At 39.9% G+C, this 23937-nt stretch carries 17 protein-coding genes; 3 read left to right on the top strand and 14 right to left on the bottom strand.

Annotated features, from left to right (window positions below; all coding sequences use genetic code 11):
• Nucleotides 1–51: 51 nt before the first annotated feature.
• Nucleotides 52–3006: a type III restriction-modification system endonuclease gene (locus ACMFL8_RS13755; RefSeq protein WP_413190413.1), complete on the bottom strand. Its 2955-nt coding sequence runs from the start codon at nucleotides 3004–3006 to the stop codon at nucleotides 52–54.
• A gap of 47 nt (nucleotides 3007–3053) precedes the next feature.
• Nucleotides 3054–5084, bottom strand: coding sequence for a site-specific DNA-methyltransferase (locus ACMFL8_RS13750; protein WP_413190412.1), 2031 nt, complete (start codon nucleotides 5082–5084; stop codon nucleotides 3054–3056).
• A gap of 202 nt (nucleotides 5085–5286) precedes the next feature.
• On the opposite strand from ACMFL8_RS13750, the gene ACMFL8_RS13745 reads away from it, so the two are divergent.
• The 3 genes from ACMFL8_RS13745 to ACMFL8_RS13735 all read left to right on the top strand — a co-directional run bounded on the left by ACMFL8_RS13745 (nucleotide 5287) and on the right by ACMFL8_RS13735 (nucleotide 7265).
• Nucleotides 5287–5589, top strand: coding sequence for a hypothetical protein (locus ACMFL8_RS13745; protein WP_413190411.1), 303 nt, complete (start codon nucleotides 5287–5289; stop codon nucleotides 5587–5589).
• On the top strand, nucleotides 5579–6508 hold the full coding sequence (locus ACMFL8_RS13740; protein WP_413190410.1) for a TIR domain-containing protein: 930 nt from the start codon (nucleotides 5579–5581) through the stop codon (nucleotides 6506–6508). The genes ACMFL8_RS13745 and ACMFL8_RS13740 overlap by 11 nt, the downstream gene beginning before the upstream one ends.
• A gap of 136 nt (nucleotides 6509–6644) precedes the next feature.
• Complete coding sequence (locus tag ACMFL8_RS13735; RefSeq protein ID WP_413190409.1) at nucleotides 6645–7265, top strand: AbiV family abortive infection protein; 621 nt, start codon at nucleotides 6645–6647, stop codon at nucleotides 7263–7265.
• Nucleotides 7266–7308: 43 nt separating this feature from the next.
• On the opposite strand, the gene ACMFL8_RS13730 is transcribed toward ACMFL8_RS13735, so the two are convergent.
• The 12 genes from ACMFL8_RS13730 to hisF all read right to left on the bottom strand — a co-directional run bounded on the left by ACMFL8_RS13730 (nucleotide 7309) and on the right by hisF (nucleotide 23764).
• Nucleotides 7309–8877, bottom strand: a complete 1569-nt coding sequence (locus tag ACMFL8_RS13730; protein ID WP_413190408.1) for a Tn7-like element transposition protein TnsE — start codon at nucleotides 8875–8877, stop codon at nucleotides 7309–7311.
• On the bottom strand, nucleotides 8874–10421 hold the full coding sequence (locus ACMFL8_RS13725) for a TnsD family Tn7-like transposition protein (protein WP_413190407.1): 1548 nt from the start codon (nucleotides 10419–10421) through the stop codon (nucleotides 8874–8876). Before ACMFL8_RS13725 ends, ACMFL8_RS13730 begins: the two co-directional genes overlap by 4 nt.
• A 1-nt stretch (nucleotide 10422) precedes the next feature.
• Nucleotides 10423–12096, bottom strand: a complete 1674-nt coding sequence (locus ACMFL8_RS13720; protein ID WP_413190406.1) for an AAA family ATPase — start codon at nucleotides 12094–12096, stop codon at nucleotides 10423–10425.
• Nucleotides 12097–12118: 22 nt separating this feature from the next.
• Nucleotides 12119–14221 (bottom strand): Mu transposase C-terminal domain-containing protein, encoded by a 2103-nt coding sequence (locus tag ACMFL8_RS13715; RefSeq protein ID WP_413190405.1) that lies wholly within the window; start codon nucleotides 14219–14221, stop codon nucleotides 12119–12121.
• On the bottom strand, nucleotides 14205–15020 hold the full coding sequence (locus ACMFL8_RS13710) for a TnsA endonuclease N-terminal domain-containing protein (RefSeq protein WP_413190404.1): 816 nt from the start codon (nucleotides 15018–15020) through the stop codon (nucleotides 14205–14207). The genes ACMFL8_RS13715 and ACMFL8_RS13710 overlap by 17 nt, the downstream gene beginning before the upstream one ends.
• 149 nt (nucleotides 15021–15169) lie before the next feature.
• Nucleotides 15170–17014: a glutamine--fructose-6-phosphate transaminase (isomerizing) gene (gene glmS, locus ACMFL8_RS13705; protein WP_201589757.1), complete on the bottom strand. Its 1845-nt coding sequence runs from the start codon at nucleotides 17012–17014 to the stop codon at nucleotides 15170–15172.
• Between the two features lie 240 nt (nucleotides 17015–17254).
• Nucleotides 17255–18631, bottom strand: coding sequence for a bifunctional UDP-N-acetylglucosamine diphosphorylase/glucosamine-1-phosphate N-acetyltransferase GlmU (gene glmU, locus ACMFL8_RS13700; RefSeq protein WP_413191291.1), 1377 nt, complete (start codon nucleotides 18629–18631; stop codon nucleotides 17255–17257).
• 544 nt (nucleotides 18632–19175) lie between these two features.
• A complete protein-coding gene (locus ACMFL8_RS13695) occupies nucleotides 19176–19757 on the bottom strand; it encodes a phosphatidylglycerophosphatase A (protein WP_413191290.1) in 582 nt (193 codons plus the stop codon).
• Nucleotides 19758–19760: 3 nt separating this feature from the next.
• The gene (gene thiL, locus ACMFL8_RS13690; protein WP_413191289.1) at nucleotides 19761–20786 is read right to left on the bottom strand and encodes a thiamine-phosphate kinase; all 1026 of its coding nucleotides are present in this window, start codon (nucleotides 20784–20786) and stop codon (nucleotides 19761–19763) included.
• 2 nt (nucleotides 20787–20788) lie between these two features.
• The gene (nusB, locus tag ACMFL8_RS13685) at nucleotides 20789–21901 is read right to left on the bottom strand and encodes a transcription antitermination factor NusB (protein WP_413191288.1); all 1113 of its coding nucleotides are present in this window, start codon (nucleotides 21899–21901) and stop codon (nucleotides 20789–20791) included.
• A gap of 261 nt (nucleotides 21902–22162) precedes the next feature.
• On the bottom strand, nucleotides 22163–22684 hold the full coding sequence (gene ribE / locus ACMFL8_RS13680; protein ID WP_010200525.1) for a 6,7-dimethyl-8-ribityllumazine synthase: 522 nt from the start codon (nucleotides 22682–22684) through the stop codon (nucleotides 22163–22165).
• Nucleotides 22685–22981: 297 nt separating this feature from the next.
• Nucleotides 22982–23764, bottom strand: a complete 783-nt coding sequence (gene hisF / locus ACMFL8_RS13675; protein WP_189586995.1) for an imidazole glycerol phosphate synthase subunit HisF — start codon at nucleotides 23762–23764, stop codon at nucleotides 22982–22984.
• Between the last annotated feature and the right edge of the window lie 173 nt (nucleotides 23765–23937).

The raw sequence follows: 23937 nt of genomic DNA, 5'->3' as shown, positions 1-23937 counted from the left end.
GAAATGTTACGGTTATTATTTAGTTTGCTCTCATTATTGACGCATCTTCCTCTATTTAGCCCAATCCAACGCCTTCTTAATAATATCCTTTACCAAATCATCTTGAAACTGGGTACTAAAGCTCACGCTAAGCCCATCTGCCTCCATTTGATTAAACAACCGCTCAGCATGTTTAATCTTGCGGTTTTCCTCTGCTCTTAGACTATCAGATGAACTGGTATCTTTAGTTTCAATGATTAAATTGAGCGTTTGGCCTTTATCAGTTTCAACCACATAAGCGAAGTCAGGTGAGTAAGTACCACCTCCTGATATTGGTATTCTAATGGAGTTTCTAGGAATTTTACTGAATACTGTAACCTGTGTAACTTGGTCTTTAATGTTCTGCATCTCTAAAGGTGAGTCATAAAACACATCCTCAAAAAGATAAGCATCATCGGGCTTACCATTATCATAATGAACACCTAGCTGACCTGATTTTAACTCATCTAAAGGTACGCCCTTAGAGTCTGTATAGCTAGTAGGATGAACCTGATTAGATATGATGTTATAGCCTATCTCAAATTTTTGCATAGCATTTTGGAACAGATACAGCTTTATCCCATCAGCAAACTTACGGATAGTTTGGATGTTCAAGTAGTCATTAATATCAAGACCCTGTTCACCTTCGTCTTTTAGATGTTTGAGAGTAACAAACGCTTTATGCAAGGTTGGCAGTTTTATATATGTTTTTTCAGATAACTGACGTAAGAAACTACCATAACTCATGGTGCTTATTTTTGCAAAGTCTTCTTCATCGTCATATACACTCTGATAACCAGCTTGGTTATTGTGGATATGAAGCTTCGATACTTTCGTTACGAGCCCAGTCTTACTAAAGTTATTAGCGGTAATTTCTTGCTTGAGATAGTCCATAAGTAGCTTTTCATAAAAATTACCTTCATCTTCAAACTGATATTCTAAAATAGCGCGCTGGTTAATCAGCTCCCATAACTCTTTAAGCTCTTCATACTTACCAAGTCTAACTTTGGTTTTAGCTTTTGTATCTTCTTTAGACTTATTCTCAATCTTGCCCTTTTTAAGTGCTTGACCGAAGGCATCAGGATAGAGGTCTTTAAGGGCTTGATAACCACCTTCTAAGAATTTCTCGTCATCATCAATTAAGTTTTGGTCATAAAGTTGATTACTGAGCTCTCTTTTACTCACTTCATAATGATTTTTGATTTGCTCAACTAACTCATTATTCAGTTCTTCTGGCACTACTTCTGAAGCAGAGGTATCATTGATTTCTTGAGTTAGCTCCTCTACAAAATCCTTTTCCGTAAAGTCGACATAATAGTTTAAACGGAAGTCATCGGTCTTCTCTCTTGCCATATGCTCATTGACAGGCAATCGCAAGCCTCGACCAACTTCTTGTAGTTTAGAGGTCGTACTACCACTGGATCGAAGCTTACAGATTTGAAACACGTTTGGATTATCCCATCCCTCACGCAACGTCCATTTAGAAAAGATAAAGCGCCTTGGATTATCTAGTGACAATAAACTTTCTTTATCATGCAAAATTTCGTTAATCTCAGCTTCGATTTTTTCGTCATTACCTGTGTTGTCTTTTGAGAAGTAGCCACCATGGGTCAGACTGATATCTTTAATAGTCCGCTGTAAATACTGCTTATAGAATGGATCTGTTTCTTTAGCAAGATAGGACTTAGCTATTGCTAGTACCCAAGTCTCAAATTGTGTTTTTAAACTGCCAGCAAGCTCATTACCGTCTCTATACCCCTCGATATCATCAATAAAGAACAGCGTTAACGGTTTGATGCGCGGACTGCGAGTAAGCAGCTCTCGCTCCAGTTTAAAGTGCTCTTTGATAGCCTTTTGAATCATACTGTCTTGAAGAGACTCAAGATAAGAGTATGGGTTGATACTCTCGCCTTTTTTAAGCTCAATACCGTTACTAAGAACCAAAGTAGTTTTATTCAATTTTTCGATATTTAAGCTATGTATCGCCGAGTGAATACTCGAAAGTGAATCATTATTCCCAAGTATATAGGGGGTCTTAGTACCATTCTCGCTAAGTTCAAACTCGGCTTCTTTGCCGTCTAATGACTTTAAGGTGAGCTTGGCATTGTCATTGCCTGATAAACTTTCAACATAGGCGGTGACCCCTTTGACTAGGTCTTGGTTAAAGGCATCAACAGCAGTTAGATGGTAAATGAGGTTTTTATACTCATCGTTGAAAGTTGCACCATAGCGTAGCGTGAACTGTGCTTTTAAGTTCGATATACTTTTCCAAGTTTTACCAGTTTGTGGAAACTTATGCGGCTCGTCTATGATAACGACAGGATTGACCCCTGCTAGCGCATCGATGGCGCGATCATATTTCTCTCCAAGCAGTGCGCGATCAAATCTTTCTTCTTGAATAGTGGGTGAGTTAATCATGCCTTGGTTGATCACCAAGACGTGAATTTTACTCTTATCACCGTGACTGGCATTGACAAACTGAGTCACAGACTCTGGCATATACGATCTTTTGCCTTTCTTACTTTTTTTGCTCTCAACCACATAAGTGACGATTTGCTTATCATGATATTCACCTTGAAAATCATGGCGAAAGTGCTCACGTAAAGCGTCACTTTTTAAGAAGTTTACTGTACCAGCTTTGATAGAAAGAGTGGGCACGACGACGATAAACTTGAACAGTCCATAGATTTTGTTAAGCTCATACATGGTTTTGGTATAGGTATAGGTTTTACCTGTCCCTGTCTCCATTGAGATATCAAACACAAGATCATCACTGCACTTTTCTGTGCCAAATATACCGTTCTCTTGTTGAGTTTGCTTGATATCACTAGCTAGTACGCTAGAGTTAAAGCTAATCTTAGGATTGATATACTGGCTGATGATATAGTCGCTTGAAGGATGGAACTCTACGTTCAAAAACGACTTTATTAACGCAGTAATCGCCTTTTCTTGGTGAGGTAGATTTGGTTCAAAGTTAAAGCCTGCCATAGTCACTCTCGTATATGAAGTTAAAAAAGAAAATAGCTATCAAAAATTTAGTATCTAACAATAATATTGATCGTGATCTTCTTTTTGTTTTGATAGCTTTTGATGGCTTCGTTTAACTCCATTTGCATGGCGGTATCGAAGTTGTAGCCATTGACTATGATTCTATCTGGCGCAAAACTTTTATCCTCATCTAACTTATCTAACAAGCACTTCAAATTTTGAGTGCCAAAGTCAGAGGCGATTAGATATAGGTTCTTATTAATCAGCTTGGCGTTATAGCCCTGCAAGTCTACACTTATAATGTCTGCAGTTAGCTCATTGTTATCGTAAAGCATCCATGTCGTCAGCAGTGCTTGATACTGCTCGTCACTTAATACCATATCGTCAAACAGGCTTTCATTACTCACTTGCAATTCGTCATCTACGCTAGGACGGAAGTCATTAGTGGTCTCATAAATCTTGAAACCTAAATCACCTTGGTGTTTTTCGTTCTCGCTAGCAATTTTTTCGGCTGCTTTTATGATGCGGGCTTTAGTGATATCGAAAATAGTGCTGTAGCCTGCTTCTAGTGCAGTTGAATCAGGCTTACATGGTTCATCTATTTGAACAGCAATAAATTGCCTTTTACCATTATCATCAGTATTTAGTTCTTGGATTGCTTGTAGGGATGAACCTGATCCTGCAAAAAAATCCACAGCTATGAAATCATTGCCTTGAATAAGACCAAAAATATACTTGAGGAAATTAACATTTTTTGGATTGCTGAACATATCAGTTTTGCCAAGTACATCTGCTAACTGCGTAGTTCCATCATTAGTCGAAAACTCTAAAATACTTCGAGTATTACTATCTTTAGTAGTTTTAATATAAAACTTTCCTTCTCGAGATTTAACATCATTCTTACTGACAAATGTCCTTTTTCTGACTGTGTAACCATTTTTAGTTTCTTTAATCAAAATATTATCTTTTTCGGAATTAAACTTAGTAATATCCCAAGTCCATACTCCTAATTTACCTCTAACTTTTGGAGGTCTAATTTTAATATAACCTTTTGAAATCAAGTCAAGATTATCTGAGTATATCTCGTCCTCATCATTAGAGATTAAAGCTAGTTCAATATCATAGTCAGATACCCCCAGAAAATCACCTGATTGCGGGTTGTAATAGACTGTGTAACCTAAATTTTTACGTTTATTTAATGTCCCACCTTCGCCTCTTGTCGTAATAGGATCATTGAGGAGGTAAAACTCGTTCTCTTCTTGATATACTTCTTTCTCTACAATTTCTTGATCAACAAGAGATAAATCATTAACTGATGACTTTCTATAACATATTAGGTAATCGTGATTCTTTTGAATATTCAAAGTGTCACTTTTAGAATTCAATTTATTATGAATTATTGTACCTAGGTGATTAGACTCACCAAAGACTTCGTCACAAACCAACTTCAACTGATTGACTTCATTATCATCAATTGAAATGAAAATCACTCCTTCTTCGTGTAATAACTCACGTGCAATATACAGTCTTGGGTACATAAAAGTTAACCAAGCACTATGGCTATTCGAACCTTTAGCATTAAAGCTAAGAACACGCTCCGCTTCTATCTTATCAATATCTGCAAGACGACTTAAATCATTAATTGAGAATTTAAAGCTGTCCTGATATGCAAAACCATCTGACCCTGTATTGTAAGGAGGGTCAATGTATATCATCTTGATTTTTTCACGGTAGCCATTGACCAAATGCTTTAATACTTCAAGGTTATCGCCTTTAATCAGTATATTACCGCTATCACTGTTTTCAGCCCTCTCGTTATGCGTTGTATCAGGTTTTAGTAGCTTTTGAGGCGGTAAGTTGGTTAACAGCCTAGCATAGGCTTTACCAAGCCAATTTAGGCTATATGATTCCTTGACCATATCTACTTCGTTGGCTTTTACGACTTCCATCATCTTTTCAGGCTGAAAGTGACCATCCTTGTCAAAACATTGAGGAAAATGCTTCTTTAAAATAGCAATTTGTTTGCTATTTGCCGTTTCAGTTTCATCAAAGAGGGTTTCGGTAGACAGGTTGGTCATGATACTTCCTAAGGTGTAAGGTAAAAGGAGCACTTATAAAACTGCTTTGGCATTATGACAAAGTCATTCTATCCAAACAATGAGCCAAATATTTCAAACGACACATATTGTCGCATATGCTCGGCTAATGTGAATTGTTAATCAGCTAACCTGCTATTATAACTTTATAAAAACCGATAGTCATGAAATAGGAGTAGATAAGATGCTTGAGATAAAAGGGCTGGATCAATTGAACAAGACATTAAGTGAGTTGGGCAAAGTGACCGATGAGCTTGAAGGTGAACTAGGAAGCATACAGTTCGATGCTGAAAGTGCTGAAAGCATTGAGTTAGCTATCGTTGAAATGGAAAACATGGTTGATAAAAAGTTCGAAAATTACGCTTCAAACCCCGTGGCTATTGACATGGCTGACGGCATCAAGGCAGCCTATAGACAAATGATTATAGATAAAGCAAGTGAAGCAAGAATACAGGCTGATAGCGAGGAGAATAAAAATGGCCGTTGATCTATTCAAAAAAATCGATAATACCGTGTTAGATCTCCAAGCATCACAGAACCAAACTTATGAAGGCTTACTTGAAAAGCTAGCTCAGCTATTGCGCCATGATGACTTGCAACCTTTTAATGAAGCACTTACTCAAAATATTGATTTAGAACAATTTCTAGAGGCAAGCTATGCCACTCAGCAAGGGATGTTTGGCACTAGCAAGCTACAGTGGACTGGTAATGATAAAAAAGACCTGGGGCTAAAGTATGCATTAGTTCAAAAACTAGGTGATGATACAAGTTATGCGTCAAATTTTGCATACGAGTTTTTTAGTAGCCGCGATAATAAAATAATCTCTTGTATTCATAATTTAGTTAGAGGATTAATCATTCCATTTGTGCGCGACTACAAAGAATATGTTGCTTCAAATAGCAAAATAGAGCCTGAGCTTAAGACATATGATGCTAACGCTGTAGCTCAATCTAATAGAAAAGTATTTGTCGTTCATGGGCATGACGATCATGCAAAAGAAATGATGGCGCGTTTTCTAGAAAAAAATGACTTTGAAGCTATTGTTCTTCATGAACAGGCAAGTGGTAATAAAACGATTATTGAAAAAATTGAGCATTATGCAGATGTAGGGTTTGCAATTATATTACTGACTCCAGATGATATGGGTAAATCGAAAAATGCAGATAATTACCAACCTCGAGCACGTCAAAATGTGATTCTAGAGTTAGGTTATTTTATGGGGAAGCTCGGACGGCATAAAGTATGTGCATTCAAATCAGGTGACTTAGACATTCCGACAGATTTTAGCGGTGTTATTTGGAACCAGTTAGATAATGCTGGTGCTTGGAAGCAGGTACTATCAAAAGAGCTGAGTGAAGCAGGTTATGATCTAGATAGTAACAAGCTTTTAAAGTCCTTAGGGTAAGTCTCTCATCTCGGAAATAAGCTGTCTAGAACCACTCCCAGGCTCAGGCGGCTTATACATTTTGCTATAGCTAAGTACCGAAAGCTATCGAAGGCTTTGCAATTGTTATGGATATTCATTAACAGGGAGTCACGTAGTGAAAAGTACAGGTCACCATATAGCATACGAAGCATCTCTATCAATTTCTGATGGTTATATAGGACTACATAGTAGAGATGAGTATAACGCTGCTATTATGCATATCTTTGATTTGATAAAAGCTTCATATACCTTATTAATGGCTGACAGTGCAGCACCTTCGCTATTTTTATCTATTACTGTATTCGAGGAAATTGCCAAAGTGCACGCTGGTCACATGCGCTCAAGAGGAAAGCCAGAAACGAAGCAGAGAGTGAAGCGATCGAAAGACCCTCTCTTTAATCATGGCAAAAAGCATAGGATCTCTATCGACCCTTTATTTCTATCTTCTGAACGTTTATATAACAGTATTGGTAAAGAGAGAGTTGAAGAGATAATAATGAATTATGAGACAGGGAAATACTCAGCTCTTAGAGAAAAGTCGTTGTATTTTAGTCGAACTAATGAAGGTTTGCATATACCCTCTAGCTTCATAAGCATTAATTTATCAGCTGAACACCTACTGATAGCTATTGAGCTATTTGGTGAATTATTTTGGGGTATGACGGCTGTTGCTTCTATAGCGAGTGATGAAACTGATGAGATTTTTTTAAGAGTGACAAAAATACTCATTCAATGAAAACTATATAATTATGCTCGTTTTTTATATTAAGCATCCGCAATTATTCAGCTAAACCTAGAACCGTATCCAATCGCTTTTGCCATCGTATAAAATCGTCACTACTTTCAGTAAGTTCGAGCATACCTTTAGGATGGTTCAAGGTATGCACATCGTCAAACTTTTTTAAATAACTGGCCTTAGGCCAACGCAGTGATCTCTTAACAACTAAGCTCAGAAACTCATCCATATGATCGTCCCAGTAATCTAAATCATTGATTTTTATTATTAAGGTCGATATTGGCTTATAGTTGTCAGTAGTATCTATCTCTAAAATGACGAAATGAGAAGTGTCAGTTTTGACTCTTACTTCAAGTAAAGACCGTCTATTGCCGTCCATCGTTCTATGTAGCCTAGAGCGCCCAACAGCAGGTAAAAAATGTAGTTTTTCAGTACAGTCAGTCTTATGTCGTTCTGATAACATCTTGATTAGTAGCTTAAAGGCTTCAAATCGTTGCATATACAGTTCTAAAAAATCGCTGTCATCATCAAGCCCAGAGAAGTCCGCTTGGCATGCAGTACCGTCAATTGTGGCCTCATCTGTACCAAGATCTAGTTCTACTAACTCATCATAATCTTCAGTTTCTGCTCCTTGTGCGCCTGGAACTCTTTTTTTGACAACCTTTCGAGTTTCTATTGGAGTTGCAAAGCTAAAGGATGTTGTTGGCACCTCTATCGTTTTCGGTTTAGTGTCAATATCTGCTTCTTGCTGATCATCAATAGTATCACTACTTACTGAACCATTTGGCTTAGCTACGTTACTTGTACCGCCGCCTCTCGTACCAGCTTTGAATTTCTCACTATAAAATGGCACTTTTTTGGGCAAAGAGGAGAAAATATTACTGATCCCTATAATTTCATGAACATAGTAATTGCCAGTATCCTTGTGCATCCAACCTCTAGTGTCTAGTGAGAGGTTATCAAGCCGTGGCGGACTAAATTTAAAGCACCATGTTTTCTTGTCTTCAGTTTCCTGAACTTCTTCAATAAAATTTTTGGCAATACTTTCATAAGAAGAACGCGCATTTTCATCTATTAGTATCCAAGCCAGTAAGCGTCTCTGTCCTTCGTGATCAAAAGTTTTTAAAGGTAGAGAGCTTATAGGCAAAACATTTACCAATACTGAATCATCTGGCATGTCTTGAATCCAAAACTCTCTACTGAGTAATCCGTGATCAATACAGTTTCGAGCAAGATAGGCATTATGAAAAAATAACACTCGTGCAAACTCAATCTGAGGTATATGGATCGTTACTGTTGACTCATCTGGTCTGATATAGTCAAACACAAAGGTATTACCGCCGCTTTCTGAATCAATGCCTACTTGCCAATTAGCAATAGAGACATTACTCAAAACAAATGGGTAGCCACCTTTACGAGACTGCCCATCTGAAGGGTTTATGACCCTTCTTTTCGCGAGAGCTGGTAGATTTGATAGCCTGGTATGTAATATTTGATTTTGCCTAGTGCTTGTTACGTATAGCTCAAGATTCCATGTCTTCAAGTGTTTAAACTTGAAAATATTAGCAACGTACATTATTTTCGAGTCTTCAGGGAAACCTTTAGCGATCATATACTCACCTTGTTTATTCGCATATTTGTAATACTGTATGCATGCTCTAGAAACCTACTAGACTCAGGAGTAATTCGCTCATCACTCAATTTAGCCAGTCGTAATATCTCCCAGCGCTGTAAAGTTTGATTGTTCGATATACTATCAATTAATACCTGGCTTAACCGTCTTATTTGATAGTTACTAACGTCTTCACTATATCTGTCCAAAAATGCTGAGACTAAAGGTAGCTTATCTTGATTCTTCTCAATCATTGAGACTGAATCAGTTTGATTCATCCACCACTTTTTTGATTTACGAGGTAATGTTAAGTCGAAACATGTGTGATCGTTTATTTTGATCAAAGACCTCACAAACTCGCTATCTCGCTTTTGCCAATCTACAGTGAACCCTTTAGGTATGTGACGTTGATGGTAGTTTTTGTTTGTATTAATAAACCATGTCTTATCGTTACGATATAGCCATGCATAAAGAGCTTTATTAACTTTTCTAGCTTCTTTAATCGATTGGTGTTCTTTAATCAAGTCTAACCATAGGTTTCGATTTGACTTTACCAATTCACTGTCAGGCTTTATGGTATTTTTCGCTTTTGTAATTTTACCAGATAGGGTGGTTTTCTGGCTTTTCACCTGCATTATTATTTCTTCAAAAGTCCATTCTTGCTCCAATAATGAACTAATAGCGATAATATGTTCAAGATAACTGAACGATTTACGATGTTTACGAAAAATACCGCGAAGCCAACCTGTTTCACTGTTAAGTCTATGAAGATTGTTCGTTTCCAAAAGCTCGAATGACCATCTATTTTCCACCTTTTCTATTATACGAAGATGATCGATATGTTTAGACCCTCTTATACAGTTACTAGATCGAGCTAAACCGTGGTAAAAAGCAGTCCACTGCTCAAAAGTCGGAGAAGATTGTTCAGCTAAGGATAAAAGCTCAGATATTTTAGAAATGAGGAACCTATTATCTTCATTGACACTTCCTTGTGGATTTATATTACAGTTATGTGGAGTAGGGGCAATAAAATCATGACGGGAGTTAGGACGATATTCAACTGAAGAATCCGCTAATGATCCATGCTTGCTACAAAAAGTTATGCCTGGAATTTGCCACATACGTGACCAATACCATTCACCATAATCTTTAAACTGCTCATTAAAACATTGTGGGCAGTAACGGATATGTTTTACTGAGGGCAGTCTTGATGCATTATTCCCTATTGCTAAGTGAATAGCGCCTTGCGAATGATTAGCCATCCATCTCAAACATTCTTGTCGCCTAGACTCAGGGATAAAAGGAGCATACAAAGGAAAAAGCGTATGCTGATATGCAATATAATTCAGATTAAAACGGTTATGAGGATAGTGATTCGCTATTTTAGATAAATGGCATGGCAAATCAACAGTTGCAACTACTCCTCTATCTTCAAAAACATCATCTAATAACTGCTTTGGACTAATCAATCCAGCTCTAATCTTATACCTAGCAACTGTGCTATAGATCAATTCTTGAGGGTATGGCATAGGAAGATTAATCATACTAACTCACCTTAGGTAGCCAGTCGTTAATATCAAATATTAGCGATGTAGAATCTTTTAAGTGCTCATAAAATGAATTATCTTTTTCCTTTTGAGTGAACTGATAACGTAAATCTTCAGAATCAAGCGTATGCCAATCCTTTGGTTTGATATAATTCGATTTCTTTGTACGATTAATCGTTTGAGAGTCATCTTTTAAATTGCTGTTTCCAACTTCAACCTCTTTCGACCATTCTAAAATAATAGACATCAACTCGGGCATAGAGGCTTCAGGTAGCTCAGAAACTGCCTTTTTAACTGTAGGAACTAGTACAGCGGAGTCTTTCCCCATATCGACTAACATACGATGTAATCTAATGCTTAGTTCGCACCCCTGATATTCTGATACCTCATCGAACTCAGACTTCTTTTGATGTAGCTTACTTTGAAGCTGCAATAGCTTTTTATCAATGTCGGGTACTACTAGATCTGAAAACTCGGCAATTTTATCTGATCTACCAGATTGTAAGGCTTCTATCATAGGATGGATGGGTCTTAGATCTTCATCATAAGTGGTCTGCAGTAGTTTAACCGTAATACGCTCTATCCCTGAATCTATGGCTCTGAGTTGAGCTAGTACAAAAAGCTTAACTACGATATCTAAAATGCCTTGTGATAGATCATACCAACGATTTCTTACATCATCAGATAAGACAACATCTGCTTTTTTCAACCATTGATACTTCCACAAATTATCCGTAAACCTGTTCCATTCAGATTTGTATATTTTACCATCTGCTAAAACTATATTTGGTTCTTGTGCCATCTGCTCCCAAAAAACTGAGCCAAAACCTGCTCCACGTCGAGCTGATCTTAGGTCTCCTTCAAATATAAATCTAGCTTTTGGTGTTCCAACCATAACGACAGGAAGACCTACAGTATTTACTAGCGTCACAAAAAAATTTAACATTTTCTCAGCACCGCCAGATTTATTAACACTGAGATGCTGTATTTCGTCTATTACTAACAGTCCTATAGCATGATGATTAGATATCTGACGCATCAAATTCAATAAAGTTTCAATACTATGTCGTTTTAGCGCATACTTTTTTTCATAATTAGAGTCTAAAGCTTGGTCGATTGCTCTAAAAAAATGAAGACATAGGCTTTTAAGTGAACCATCATGTGGACAATCTACTCTTAGGTAGACAATTTGAGTAAAGTTCAAGTCTGAATGATAAATGACTTGAGGGTAGGTCGATAGAATTTTATTAAGGGTAGTCGTTTTACCACTACCTGAGCAGCCTATAAATGCCAAGCTACGAGCTGTAGAAGTCGCTGTAGGAAACCTAATCACATCGTCCTCACCAGACATTAAACGCTCATAGCCATTTTGAAGATGAGTATTTAAAGAGCCGTCTTTAGGATTGCGTCCAACATACCCTTCACGAATCATTATTGATAACTTCTTCTCAAGATCAATATGACGGTTGATAGGCTGAAAAAACAGTCCCATCATTTGAGATATCAAATGTGCTCGAATAGAAGAGGAAGCCTGACAGTCAGAATGATTGAGCTTTATATTACCTTTAAGTTTTTTGACCACTTGTTCTGGCTCTAGAATGTCAGGCAGTGCTTCAATGAATGGATTCCCTTTATAAGAACCAAAGCTTTCTTTATAAACTGCATTAATCATTACTGTCTCCAACATTCTATAATCAGTCATCTTCAGATAAAACATCATGATAAACTGGGAACTTAAGCGCTAGCTCTTCATCATCAAATTCAGTTTGACTTTTCGTGATTTTTTTGGTCGTAGGCAGTTGAATTAACTCACCTTTTTTAAACTTATTTCTCTGCCTGTCCTGTCGCTCCTTATCTTTAGCTAATCTTCTGTTATCATTAATATTAGCTAACTGAGCTGACTTGCTTTTAAATGCTGTTGGTTTAGCCTTAATAGCTTCTTTTATGATTTTTTCATTTTCTCGTTCAAGGGTTTCTAATGCGAAACTACTTTTAAGCTCCTGATTAGCAGCTGTTTTTTTCTGCTCTTCTTGTATTTGCCACACTTCCCAAAAACTACAGCCCTTAAACTCTCTTGATCTATCGGATAAATGGGCTTTCCAATAATTGAGGCTATCTTGTTCATAAAAGATAAAAATTGTATTCGCATCTAAAGGATCGTAAGCAACTTTAATCGACTTAGGTCTATTGATTGTGTTTTTCCGATGAAGCCAGCCTTTTTCTCTTATTTCAGCACAAATATAGTAATTACCAAAAAGCTTGATACCTAAATCTGAAATGGTGGCTTTTTTTCGAGGTAATAGCGCTATGTATAAAGCATCCGCTGAGACAGCACGCAGCCTACCTGTTCGATGTTGTAGCCCCCAATTCCATAATTCAATAGGAACTAAAGGTAAGTCAGACGGCATATCACTATCTCTATCATAGTGACTTAATTGATGAGCATTGTTATGCATCAAAATTGAATTAATAATAATTTTTTTGAAATCTGAAATTGTCAAAGCAGCATCTAGTCGATAGTCTTTGCCACCTTTTTTCTTCTCTTTAACCCCTGTGACTACTCCTGGTGCAAATGGTTTGAACTTTGCCTGCATGGTTTTAAAGTAACGCTCCACAATAGGTTTTAAGTCGCCACGATAAGGAGGGGTGTTCTCTATTCGAACTGAAAAGCTTTTTTCCAAGGTCTCAATTTGATGACCTAGTAACTCTCCACGATCTGCGAGAATTGCATCTGGCAAGCCTATACATGGCCAATCATCAGCTGTGATATTAATACCATAATTTTTACAATAACTTTGTTTATCCGCTACTGCCATCTCTAAGGCTTGAATACTCGTGGCATAGGAAGGGTTTTCAAATCCAATATAAAAACCTGCTACCATGCGGCTAAACACATCTGTAACGAAGTAAATAACTGGACGACCTACAATACTCTGTCTACCTGAATCAGATACTAGATAAATATCTGCAATAGTAGCGTCGATCTCATACCGTGAACCAGGACCAAGAACTTGAGTGTTAACAGTCGAGCTTAACTGTCTCACATCTTTGTTATAACTGATTTTATTATATCTGGCTTTAAGTTTTTGAACGGAAGTAAAGTTCTTATTATAAAAATACTTAAACTGCCAGATACTAGGAAAATCTTCTTCTTTAACGTCTGAGTTTAAAGAACGATACATAGTTTTAAATTGTCGGTAGGCATAAACAACTGTATGTTTACTATCATTTAAGAGATATTTATTGATGACAATTGAGAACAACCTTTCAACATTCTCATTAATTATAGCGGTTGCACCCTGTTTGTGAATCCTAGGTCTGCCAAGCTTTTTTTCTTTAGCAATACGTTTTTTACCTCTCGCTCCAGAGTTTTTGTAGTCTGGAAGCAGTGCATTAGGTATTTGTCCCCTCTGCCAATATTTTCTAATAAGGCGATAAAGAGTTTGGTTAGTACATTTCCCAGTATCTACAATATCATTGATCAATTTGGAACGTACTTCTGGTAAATAATAAAATTCATTTAAAACGACTGGTTGTATCAACTGATAGTTACTATCTCTATTGACTTGTGCAGTCGACGCATCTGATGGCGACTGTAACAGCAAATATTCATAGGGGTCATCTGTTAAGTAGCATTCTCCTTCTTCTATCAAGTCGACTAAAACTTGTAATGATATTAGTTCAGGCAGTGCTTTAGCCTCATCAATATCTATCCAAACTATCGTGTCTTCAGAAGTTTTTTTTAAAACTCTATATCTCTTACCTTGGTTATGATAAACATCATTGATTCGAAACATGCGGGAGATCCTCTGCTATCACTTTCCAACTCTCAGACTCGGCTAAATTCAGATCTCTACACCTAAGCTTTCTAAAATCAATACGTATATCGAAAGTGAGAAACCTTTGAGCTAATAGCTTTCTGAGCTCATTTAAAGACTGACCAAGTTCATGATGATATGCACTATCAATTTTTTTGCATAAATCTACTATTGTATCGTCTGAATTTTTTTGTATTTGCTCTGCATAAAAGCCTATCTTAGAGTGTATGTCTAAATAATTGTCTAGGTTGGACTCTGGATACAGCCATTTAATATTGTTTTGAACTTCTAAAGGAATATCTTTTTCTGTAATTATTTGCCAAGAAACACCTTTACTCTGCCAATAACGACGTTCTATTTCTAATTTTTCTATAACTCTGATGTCATTAAGATCTTTTGAGTATTTTGCTTGAAGGACAAATTGCTTATGAGATGGATTTAAGGTGACCACATAGAAATCCGAAGTCATTACGTGTATATCGCCTCTAATACTAGGGTGTTTAGCTTTGATTGAGCTAGCAAGCTTTTGAGTATCTTCAGGATTTAAAGGAAACTGCTCACGTATGTCAGTTATATCAGAACTCCATTCAAGGGTCAGAAAAACAGCTAGTTCTAAATCTGACATCAAATGATGGGTTCGCCGCGTTTTATGACCAAAAACTCTATGAGAACGGCCAGATGAAGATATGTCAGAGATTTTTATCCACGGTTTGTAGTTGGATAGCTCACCATGACCTCGTTTTTCTTTAATCCATTTTTGTTGCTTTTTGGAGAGCATAAAAAACCCCTGCTATTATTGTATTAAACAATAGCAGGGGTTAATAGTTGAGTCAACAGGATGATACTTTATTACTTAGGATGAATCTTTATTACTCAGGATGATACTCTATTACTCGCTGACAAGTTTTTACTATCTAAACGTAAAAATTATTCAACCGTCACACTTTTTGCAAGATTACGCGGCTGATCGACATCTGTACCACGCATCACGGCAACATGGTACGACAGCAGCTGTACTGGCACGCTATAAACGATAGGGGCAAGCGTCTCGCAAACATCGGGTACATATACCACGTGCAAACGATCTTCTGCGACCATTTGACTGGCTTCACTGGCGAATACGAATAGCTCACCGTGACGCGCATGAACTTCTTGCATGTTGGCTTTAAGCTTATCAAACATGCTGTCCTTGGGCGCAAGCACCACGATAGGCATATCCTTATCAACCAAAGCTAATGGGCCATGTTTAAGCTCACCAGCGGCATAACCTTCCGCATGAATATAAGAGATTTCTTTGAGTTTTAACGCGCCTTCCAAGGCGATTGGGAATTGAAGACCACGACCTAGGAACAGGCAGCTTTTCTTATCTTCAAAGCTTTCACTCATGGTTTTGATAGGCGCATCTAGGTTTAAGCTGGCATGCAGCTGACCAGGTAGCTGTTGTAACTCACCGAGCAATGTGCTCAATCGCTCGCCAGTCATACGTTGCTGAACCACCCCAACCTTTAATACCAATAGCATTAATGCCACCAGCTGTGTGGTAAAGGCTTTAGTAGACGCCACACCAATCTCAGGTCCCGCGAGGGTCGGTAAGAAAATATCGGTTTCACGTACCAATGATGAGGTCGGTACATTACATAAGGCTAAGCTAACTAGCCCTGCTGGGGTTTGTTTCTGAGTATCACGTAGCGCTGATAAGGTATCAGCCGTCTCACCAGATTGAGAAATACAAATGACCAGTGTGTTGTCGACGACGACAGGGTTACGATAACGGAACTCACTGGCTACTTCGACTGAGCAGGGCACCCGTATCAGACTTTCAAACCAGTATTTGGCTACCATACCTGCATGATAACTGGTACCACAAGCGAGGATTTGCACATGGCGAATATCTGCTAGTAGCACTTCATGACGCTGCAAAAAGTCATCACGTAATTTAGAGGTTTCACTATTATTTATGGCCATCTCGATAGTACGTGCCACTGCATCCGGCTGCTCATAAATTTCTTTGAGCATATAATGCTTAAACTCACCTTTATCCGCATTATGTTGGGCGGCATCAATCTCATGTATCTGGCGTTGCACTTCAACACCCTCTGCATAGACCTTAATGCTATTGCGAGTCAGCTTGGCAATGTCACCTTCTTCTAGATACATAAAGCGGTTGGTAACGGGTAATAGCGCCAACTGATCGGAGGCGATAAAGTTTTCACCGATACCCACACCAATGACCAAAGGTGAGCCTAAACGTACGGTAATTAGCTCATCTGGGCAATCGATATGCACAATACCAAGCGCAAATGCACCATGGAGTAATGGAATAACCGCACGAACCGCTTCTAATAAATCAGGCGTGTTTTTATAAATATCATGAATTAGATGCGCAACGACTTCGGTATCAGTTTGCGAGGTGAATTCATAGCCCTTAGCCATTAATTCTTCTTTTAGCTCGGCATAGTTCTCAACGATACCGTTATGCACCACGGCAATCTTGCCTGATACGTGCGGATGGGCGTTACGTTGTGCAGGTTCGCCATGCGTGGCCCAACGGGTATGCGCAATACCAATATGACCATCAAAAGCGTTTGGATTAACCGCGACAGCATCGACCAATGCTTGTACTTTGCCGACTTGGCGCTCGCGGTGTAGCTCACCATCACGAATGACTGTCAAACCAGCTGAGTCATAGCCGCGATATTCTAAACGTTTAAGACCTTCAAGCAAGATATTGGCGATATTACGCTCAGCGACTGCCCCAACTATTCCGCACATAAGTATTCCTTAAATTTCAATGTTTCGATGCTTAGATGTTTCAATGCTTTATATTGTGATAATTTCGCATGGCGAATTTATACTGTCTCAAAATAGCTTTATTTAGCCCCTGCCAGTACCACATTTGAATGTTCAGCAGACCCTAACCATTTAAAATTATTAAGCAGCACCACAAAGATTGCCGCACTGCTTCAGTTTGCTCAAGCCTGACTGTGATTGACCTAAATACCGACGAGTCCGTTATTTTTTGGTCGGACGTTGAAAGTCATTTTTTTGCACTTGACGTGCGCGACCAAATGCCAAAGCACTTTTATCAACATTTTTAGTAATCACAGAGCCTGCCGCAACCGTTGCGGTATCTCCAATGGTGACTGGCGCGACTAGGCTGGCGTTAGAGCCGATAAAGGCATTGTCTTCGATGATAGTCTGCGATTTATTGACACCATCATAATTACAGGTAATGACACCAGCGCCGATATTGACGCCTGTACCGACCGTTGCATCACCGACATAGCTTAAGTGATTGACTTTACTGCCTTGACCGATGGTCGATTTCTTAATTTCTACAAAATTACCGACCTTACTGTTATCAGACAATACGGTCTCAGGACGCAAATGGGCAAAAGGTCCTACATCAACACCTGCACCAACCTCGGCGCGATCAATCACACAGTACGGTTTGATATGACAGGCGTTACCAATGTGGGCATTTTTGATGACACAGCCCGCTTCGATATAAACATTATCACCCAAAGTACAGTCGCCCTCGAACACCACACCGACATCGACGAATACGTCTTGACCAGCTGTTAAGGTGCCACGAATATCAACGCGGCTTGGATCAGCAAACTGTACACCAGCTTCTTGCAAATCGGCAACCAGTTTACCCTGCCATGTGCGCTCTAAGCTGGCAAGCTGTTGACGGTTATTGACGCCTTCAATCTCAAACGTATGCTCAGGCTCAATCGCGGCAATCGTAATACCATCAGCGACGGCCATTTTAACGATATCAGTTAGATAATACTCTTGTTGCGCATTATCGTTAGAGAGCTCAGGTAAATATTTATGCAATAGGGCATTGTCGACGCAATAAATACCGCTATTAATCTCTTGGATGCTTTGCTCATCGGTGCTGGCGTCTTTTTGCTCGACGATGGCTTCGATATTGCCTGCTTGGTCACGCTTGATGCGACCTAATCCAAACGGATTGTCGACAGTAAGTGTCAGCATAGACATACCGTCAGTATTGGCCACCTTTAATGCCGCTAGTGTCTGGCAGCTGACCAATGGCACATCACCATAGAGAATGAGACTTTGCCCTGATTTTGGCAAATCAGACAAGGTCACTTTAACGGCATGTCCTGTCCCTAACTGTTCAGTCTGGGCAACCCACGTGATTGAGGATTGGGTGTATTGGTTAGCAATTTCTGATTTTACTTGCTCGCCACCAAAACCATGAACGATGATAGTTGCGTCAACAGTCAGCTGGTGACAGGTATCTAATACGTGACTTAATAAAGACTTACCGGCCAGTGTCTGTAGCACTTTTGGCTTGGCCGATTGCATGCGCGTGCCTTTACCAGCAGCTAGGATAATTACAGAAAGAGGAGAGGTCATAGTAGCTCGTTAAATGTAACAAAATATAATTTATGATTATAGCGCAAACGCCAAGGCAAAAAAACGCAATGCCGTGCAAGCTTTGTAACTTAAGGTTATACAAAGGGTTATATAGTCAGTCATACAAAAAAGCCGAACCGCGTATCTGTTTATGTAGGGTCTGTTGAACATTCAAATATTAGGACTGCTGATCGCTAAAATTGCCCCAAACCTTTTATCAAATCAGGCGTAAACCGACGATAATGTCGAGACCTTAGCTAGGTTTACAACAACGTTTGGGGCGATTTTAGTATTAGCCCAAGTATACAAGCAGGGGCAGAGCTATTTTTTGCCAATACATGGCGAAATTGTCTACCCTAGAATGATTAGGCATCAAAAATTTCACTGCGTATTGTCTAAAAAATAGCCACTGCCAGTACCACATTTGAATGTTCAACAGACCCTAGTCGGTTCAATATAATTTAGATACCAGAAAGGCGAGTGAAAGTACTAAAAATAGTGGGCTAAGCGAGCCTGACACCGTATTTGATCTATAGAGTATTGACTACAACAGCATACCGAGCATGACAATCATCCATACCGTTGCCGCCATTACGCCAGCAATAATATCATCAAGCATAATACCGAGACCACCGGCGACTTTTTTATCTGCCCAACCGATCGGTGGTGGCTTAATAATGTCAAAAAAGCGAAAAAGTACAAAAGCGATGATAAGCGCAATGATAGATAAATTTTGTGAAATGTCTTGCCAAAAACTGGCAGTAGACACCCCCATGTAAGAAAACGGCAGTAAAGTAATCCAAATGCCTGCCCATTCATCCCAAACAATATGCGGATCGTCATGACCTTGCATTAGCTCTGAGGTACGACCACATATCCAAATACCAATGAGGCAGGACAAGATGGTAATAATCAAAAATGGCACAAAACCTAAGCTCATTAGAGGTATGGCGACGATTAAGCCACCAACTGACCCCCAAGTGCCGGGAGCACGGCGAGGCAAGCCACTACCTAAACCGATACCGAGCCAATAAACCACACGATCAAGCAGGCTAGCATTTACGGGCAATGGAGGGCAGTCATTGGCTTTGCTAATGTCAGGCTTAGATAGGTCGTGATCAGTCATGGATTAGCCTGTGAAGTGTTGGTAGCCGGTAAGGGTGGGCCATGTAGAAAACGGCGCGGGATGAGTCGGTGTGACTGGCTGTCCTTGATAAAATAACTCAGGACGTAAAGCGGTAAGTGTGTCTGTGTCTTTATGATTTGTCATCGCAGTCACCTCACCGATACAGGTGACTAGCGTGTTGCCAGTAGGTGGTTCAATATGCGCAGGTAAAGTAAAAGCCAATTCATAATCATCGCCACCCGCCAGCTGACACAATAAGCGCTCAGAAAAATCTACGCTTGCCAATGGTTTGCTAGTAGGTAGCTGCTCCAGATTAAGCTGCATACTAAAGCTGCTCTGTTGGCAGATATGGCCAAGATCTTGATAAAGACCATCAGAGATATCTATCATCGCGGTTGCACCAATTTTTGCCAGTGCTGCCCCTAAGGCAATACGTGGAGTCGGCATATGCAAACGATGGGCAAGCTCTACGCCTTGAGCACTGTCAGGATGTTGCAGGGCATAGCTGGCATCGCCGAGCGACCCTGATACGTAGACTTTATCACCAACTTGCGCACCTGAGCGGTAGACAGCTGGCGTGTCTGCGGCAAGTAATCCTTGCGCGCTGACGCTGAGTACTAAGCGCTCGCTGCGCGTGGTATCACCGCCAATAAGGGTAACCTTGAATAATTGGCAGGCATGAAACAAGCCTTTGGCAAATTCAGTCAGCCATTGCTCGTTCGCTAAACGTTCAGGCAATGCTAATGCTAGCAGTATACTATGCGGTGTTGCGCCCATAGCGGCAATATCTGAGACGTTAACCGCGACGGCTTTATAACCAATCGCAAATGCCAATTCGTCAATGTGTTGCCAGTCGGCATGAAAGTGACGACCTTGAACTAGCGTATCAATACAGCTAACCAAGCGCGAGCCTGCAGGCAATGCTATGACGGCTGCATCATCGCCGATACCTTTTTCGATACCGATTAATGGTGCATGTGCCGCTTGCATCTGTGAAAATATGCGCTCGATCAGCTCAAATTCATTCATGGTTAGTCTTGGCTTTTCGTATCAGTATCGTCTGTTGCAGTAACATCTGACACATTAGTATCTGATGTGGTCTCTTCTGAGTCAACATTGAGAATATTAGAGTCCGTTAGACCAATATCCGCTGTGATATTTTCTTCGTTGCTGTCGTCATGGATAGCATCAGCAGCTACATTTTCTTCAATAGGCTGTTCATCAACGACGACATCTTTTTCAACAATGCTTTCTTCAACAATGCTTTCTTCAACAATGGGTTCTACTGCATTAACTGTTTCAACACTGTCGTTTTCAACCGTGTTTTCGGCAGCATCTTTCTTACTCGCCTTAAAGTCACTGATATTTGCACTGGCTTTACTAACGCTACTACGTTTGACGGTAGCATTATTGGCACTGATACGTGGTTTGTTTGAAGCAGTGAGTGTTTCTTCCATAGCATGGGTATCGGCACTGTTATCTGTATCAGCTTCTACTACAGGTTTAGCGGCCGCTTTTTGTGAGGTGCGTAGATTGGCTTTACTATCTGCTTCTACTTCAGTAGCACGCAGCTCAACTGCCATTTTATCAAGGACGGCATTAATCAGTTTATGGGCGTCAGTGGCACCAAAGTGATTATTCAGCTTCATCGCTTCGTCAAGCACGACTTTATAAGGGATTTCTAAACGGTTTTGCAGCTCATAAGAACCAATCAAAAGAATAGCGTGTTCAACGGTATCGAGTTTATCAATTTCACGATCGAGATACTGACTGATAAGCGCATCTAACGCCTCAATCTGCTCAGGAATATCGCGCATCATTTCATGATAGTAGCCGATATGTACCGTATGCATGGCATTGGTCGCGCGCGTACGGGCAGCGATATCATGCGGCGCATTGGCTTTCCAGCCAAGCTTGCCGTCTACATCAAAGCGACGATCAGTGACGAGCCATTCGTATAGACCTTGCATCGCAAAGCGTCGCGCTTTACGGATAGCGGTGTGACTGGTCTTGTAAGAAGACTCACTCATATCGAAGGTTTGATCACCCGCACTGCTGCTCGCAATACGCGTGGCTTCAGCTTGACTATCATTGGTTTGGGCGGTTTTCGCAGCGTTAATAGCGCGCTTGAGTTGGTCAGTCATAGGGGGTCTATACCTAGTTTTAAGATAAGAAGTTTTAAAATAAAATGTTAAATAGTAGTCGGCTGGCAAATTTACCAGACAGTTTTAGATACTGCTGTTGAACATTTAAATGACATACTTAGGGCTATCGCAGTAACCATAGCCCTAACAGATTTAATCAACAATAATACTTATCAATAACAATGCTACTTATCAATAAAGAATGGCGCTGAATCGTGACTCAAAAATATTCAAATGCTGATAAATGAGCAACGCATTCAATTAAGCATCATCACTATCGTCATCGATGTCTAGCTGTGATAGCACTGCAATCATTTCTAATACGACCATAGCGGCTTCAGAGCCTTTGTTACCGGCTTTCGTGCCAGAACGCTCAATCGCTTGCTCGATGCTGTCGGTCGTCAATACACCGTTGGCAACAGGAATATTATAATCAATCGCAACGCTGCTTAGGCCTTTGGCTGATTCACTCGCGACAAAGTCGAAATGCGGCGTGCTACCACGGATAATCGCGCCTAACGCAATGATGGCATCAAAACGGTCTGATTCAGCAGCGCGCTGAGCAACCAATGGCAATTCGAAAGCACCAGGAACGCGAATAACGGTAATGTTGCTACCCAATACACCATGACGAAGTAGGGCGTCGATTGCACCATCTACCAATGATTCAACGACAAAACCGTTAAAACGACCAACCACGATACCAATACGGGCATCTTCATTCTGATGTAAGTTACCATCAATATGAGTCACGTCATTGCGTTGCTGTTGTAGATTTGACATAAAAAATCCTTCGCCTAATGGGCTTTTAATTAAAATGTAGGAGTAGCTAAATATAATGATAGATTCAAATAATACCAAACCCAAAAAGTACGATTAGCTGTGTCAAACTTGTTTAGTCTACAATGTGTAGTACTTACACTCGTTTTCCTTGCTACTCTAATTTTTGTGAATGGTATAACTTATTTGATTGGTTATCACGTAAACGAATTGACCGTTAAATGAACGAAAACCAAATGATAATAAGCAGTTAGCGCTATGATAACATTTTTTCTAATTTATTTGCATTTTACAAACGTATTACAGGCGCATCTGTATCCCTTGTGCTGCCATATATTCTTTGGCTTCCTGCACAGTGTACTCACCGAAGTGAAAAATACTGGCGGCAAGCACCGCATCGACGCCGCCCTCTAACACGCCTTCTGCTAAATGCTGTAGGTTGCCGACGCCACCTGAAGCAATAACAGGTACGTTAACGCGGCTGGTAATTTGTTGCATCAAGGCTAAATCATAGCCTTTTTTGGTGCCATCACCGTCCATCGAAGTGACCAGTAATTCACCAGCGCCCAGTTCAGCCATTTTGCTCGCCCAAGCAACCGCATCAATGCCCGTTGGCTTGCGACCACCATGGGTAAATATTTCCCAACGCGGCAGGATGATGCCATCAACTTCAATATCCGCGACACGTTTGGCATCGATAGCGACAACGATACATTGATTGCCAAATTTTTGCGCGGCTTCACCGACGAATTCTGGGGTAAACACGGCTGCTGAGTTAATGGCGACTTTATCCGCGCCAGCATTGAGCAAGTTACGAATATCAGCGATTTTACGCACGCCACCGCCAACGGTTAATGGTACAAATACCGTTTCTGCCATACGCTCAACCGTATGATAAGTGGTATCGCGCTCATCGTTGGTGGCAGTAATGTCCAAAAAAGTAATCTCATCTGCGCCTTGTTCGTTGTAGCGTTTGGCGACTTCAACAGGATCGCCTGCGTCTTTGATATCGACAAACTGCACACCTTTGACCACACGGCCATTATCAACGTCCAAACAAGGAATGATACGCTTTGCTAACATAGGGTCTTTCACCTTATAATCAATTCTCTCAATGCGCTAGTCTAGCAAAATCACCGCTGTATCAGGCAGATTTTCGCAAGATTATTACGCTTTTCGCTATCGTTTGATCAGGCGCGTTACAATTGTCGCCATTGCTGTTTAAATCTATCCTATTTAACTTTTTATTTAATTGC

Source organism: Psychrobacter sp. AT9 (assembly GCF_047272965.1).
Classification (GTDB): Bacteria; Pseudomonadota; Gammaproteobacteria; order Pseudomonadales; family Moraxellaceae; genus Psychrobacter; species Psychrobacter glaciei.
Note: the sequence above shows the minus strand (reverse complement) of the source record. Positions and strands in the feature narration are given on the sequence as shown.

Coding starts and splice junctions, on each gene's coding strand:
- ACMFL8_RS13755 (WP_413190413.1), bottom strand. CDS start 3,006: ATGGCAGGCTTTAACTTTGAACCAAATCTACCTCACCAAGAAAAGGCG.
- ACMFL8_RS13750 (WP_413190412.1), bottom strand. CDS start 5,084: ATGACCAACCTGTCTACCGAAACCCTCTTTGATGAAACTGAAACGGCA.
- ACMFL8_RS13745 (WP_413190411.1), top strand. CDS start 5,287: ATGCTTGAGATAAAAGGGCTGGATCAATTGAACAAGACATTAAGTGAG.
- ACMFL8_RS13740 (WP_413190410.1), top strand. CDS start 5,579: ATGGCCGTTGATCTATTCAAAAAAATCGATAATACCGTGTTAGATCTC.
- ACMFL8_RS13730 (WP_413190408.1), bottom strand. CDS start 8,877: ATGATCGCTAAAGGTTTCCCTGAAGACTCGAAAATAATGTACGTTGCT.
- ACMFL8_RS13725 (WP_413190407.1), bottom strand. CDS start 10,421: ATGATTAATCTTCCTATGCCATACCCTCAAGAATTGATCTATAGCACA.
- ACMFL8_RS13720 (WP_413190406.1), bottom strand. CDS start 12,096: ATGATTAATGCAGTTTATAAAGAAAGCTTTGGTTCTTATAAAGGGAAT.
- ACMFL8_RS13715 (WP_413190405.1), bottom strand. CDS start 14,221: ATGTTTCGAATCAATGATGTTTATCATAACCAAGGTAAGAGATATAGA.
- ACMFL8_RS13710 (WP_413190404.1), bottom strand. CDS start 15,020: ATGCTCTCCAAAAAGCAACAAAAATGGATTAAAGAAAAACGAGGTCAT.
- glmS (WP_201589757.1), bottom strand. CDS start 17,014: ATGTGCGGAATAGTTGGGGCAGTCGCTGAGCGTAATATCGCCAATATC.
- glmU (WP_413191291.1), bottom strand. CDS start 18,631: ATGACCTCTCCTCTTTCTGTAATTATCCTAGCTGCTGGTAAAGGCACG.
- ACMFL8_RS13695 (WP_413191290.1), bottom strand. CDS start 19,757: ATGACTGATCACGACCTATCTAAGCCTGACATTAGCAAAGCCAATGAC.
- thiL (WP_413191289.1), bottom strand. CDS start 20,786: ATGAATGAATTTGAGCTGATCGAGCGCATATTTTCACAGATGCAAGCG.
- nusB (WP_413191288.1), bottom strand. CDS start 21,901: ATGACTGACCAACTCAAGCGCGCTATTAACGCTGCGAAAACCGCCCAA.
- ribE (WP_010200525.1), bottom strand. CDS start 22,684: ATGTCAAATCTACAACAGCAACGCAATGACGTGACTCATATTGATGGT.
- hisF (WP_189586995.1), bottom strand. CDS start 23,764: ATGTTAGCAAAGCGTATCATTCCTTGTTTGGACGTTGATAATGGCCGT.